At 44.1% G+C, this 2,167-nt stretch carries 1 protein-coding gene and 2 pseudogenes; all 3 read left to right on the top strand.

From position 1 onward, the window contains the following. Positions 1-432, top strand: a pseudogene (locus QUA99_RS32640) (hypothetical protein); the annotation flags it as partial. Between the two features lie 8 nt (positions 433-440). After that, positions 441-1,938: pseudogene (gene tnpC / locus QUA99_RS32635) on the top strand (IS66 family transposase). An 18-nt stretch (positions 1,939-1,956) separates the two neighbouring features. Continuing rightward, positions 1,957-2,082 (top strand): hypothetical protein, encoded by a 126-nt coding sequence (locus QUA99_RS32630; protein WP_333245565.1) that lies wholly within the window; start codon positions 1,957-1,959, stop codon positions 2,080-2,082. Positions 2,083-2,167 lie beyond the last annotated feature (85 nt).

Genomic DNA, 2,167 nt, shown 5'->3' with positions numbered 1-2,167 from the left:
AATAAATTGCACCTCAAATATGTAGTGGCAATTCGCTCCAATCACAAAGCTTGGTTGAATAAAGAAGAAGTTACTTACAGTGACTGGCAAACATTTGACCGGGTATTTTCTAATGGCAATGAACAGACAAGATATATTCAAGAAATCATTTGTCCGGGTTCTGGCGAGGTGAGATACTGGAAGATAACCAGTGATTTTTTCCGGGAGCGAAAAAGTAATACTTGGTATTTAATGACTAATATTTCAGGAGATTTATATTCGAGTATTGGGAATCACTATGGTTTTAGGAATTGGATTGAGTACGGATTAAAGCCAGCCAAAAACGTAACTGCTCATCGCAACTGCGTTGCGGTATTGCCAATGGAGGCTCAGAACCCAGTTATGAGCAAGCGTAGTAAGGATTTGAGCCAAATAGGCAAAAATAGAGTATAGTAGCTTCCATGCTAAAACCAACTGCACTGACGAGCGAACCATACGAGATAGCCATCGCAACAGAGAACATGGCACAGGTAATGCTGTCGTTGGCAGAATGGCTACTCAAGCAACAACAGCAGCTCAAACAGCAACAACGAAAACTCCAAGAAAAGCAGCAGTTGATAGAACAGCAGCAACAGGAGATCGAACAGTTAAAAGAAGCGCTCGACAAGCTAAAAAACCGCACCTCATCAAACAGTTCCACTCCACCATCAGCAGACCTGCTCCTCAAGCCCAGCGACAAAAGTAAGCGAAAAAAAGGGAAAAAACGCGGCCCAAAATATGACCATCCTGGCAAGACGCGCAATGGATTTGGAGAGCCAGACAAAATCATTGAGCTAGAACTAGAAACATGTCCGGTGTGTCTCTCAGCAGTGGAACCAGTTACAACAGCAAAGAGGAAAGTACAACAAGTAGCCGAACTGATAGAGCAACCCGTAGAAATTAGAGAATATCGTCGCCCCTTATGCCAGTGTAAAGATTGTGGCTGGTCAGGATACTCTCAATTACCACCAGGTGTCAAAGAAGGATTTAGCTACGGTGGTAGATTGTGTAGCGTAGTGGGCTGGCTGGGGTACGGAGGTAACTTACCGAAAGCGAAAACAAGAATATTTTGTGGAACATGTCTTGGGGGTTCCGCTCTCTCAAGGGAGTTTAGCCAAAATGCAGCATTACTTCCAAGAAAGCTTGCAGCCAATCTATCAGCAATGGTTGAGCTACGTACAACAACCGGGTGTGCGATGCGTTGATGAAACCACTTACTGTATTGATGGCATCAAGTATTGGTTGTGGGTGGCAACTAGCGATCGAGTTTGTGTGCTCTTGTTAGCTCCTACCCGCAGTAGTGCCGAACTCAAACAGTTATTGGGAGCGGATTTTTCTGGCATTCTCAGTAGCGATTGTTTTAGTGCTTACAATCGGCAGTCGGCAGCGGCGAAACAGAAGTGTTTCACCCATATAGAACGCGACTTGAAAGCACTCAAATTCAGCCATTTTGAGGGAAATCGTCTGTTCGCTCAAGCTGTGAGTGAGATTTTAGCCACAGCTAGAACTTGGTATCGTGACTATCATGCTGGGAAATTGAGCCGCTTTCAAATCGCCGACCGGCGTCCGGCGATCGAAGCTCAATTGCTTGCAGTTTTACACAATCCACCGACTACTGGATGGCCTGCCGATGCCCAAAGATTAGCCAACCGAATTCAACGTCATTGGAAAGAATGGTTCACTTTTTTAGACTATCCAGAAGTGAAACCGGACAACAATGATGCTGAGAGAGCTTTACGCCCGGTTGTCGTGCATCGCAAAGTAACTGGAGGAGCGCGCAGTGATTGGGGCGCTCAATTAGTAGCTCAGATGTTTAGTTTTTTAGAAACTGTTCGCTTACAAGGTGGGGAAGCGATCGCTCAATTATATGAGTTACTGTCTTTATCTGGTCGTAGTCCTCCAGGTTTACAATTCAACTGAACTTTTCGTTGACAGAAATTGAATCAATCACTTTTCCACCAACTTCTTTCTGACGGGTGGCAAGTTTTTCTGCAAGATCGCCTACAACTTGATTGCGCGGCGATCGCTGACATCATTGGCGATACCGCAACACTGTTGCGGTGAGCAGTTACCTAAAATCTAAAATCTAAAATCTAAAATCTAAAATCTAAAATCTAAAATCTAAAATCTAAAATCTAAAATCTAAAAT

Origin of the sequence: Microcoleus sp. F10-B2, from assembly GCF_036704965.1 — a bacterium.
In the GTDB taxonomy this organism is placed as follows: domain Bacteria; phylum Cyanobacteriota; class Cyanobacteriia; order Cyanobacteriales; family Microcoleaceae; genus Microcoleus.
Note: the sequence above shows the minus strand (reverse complement) of the source record. Positions and strands in the feature narration are given on the sequence as shown.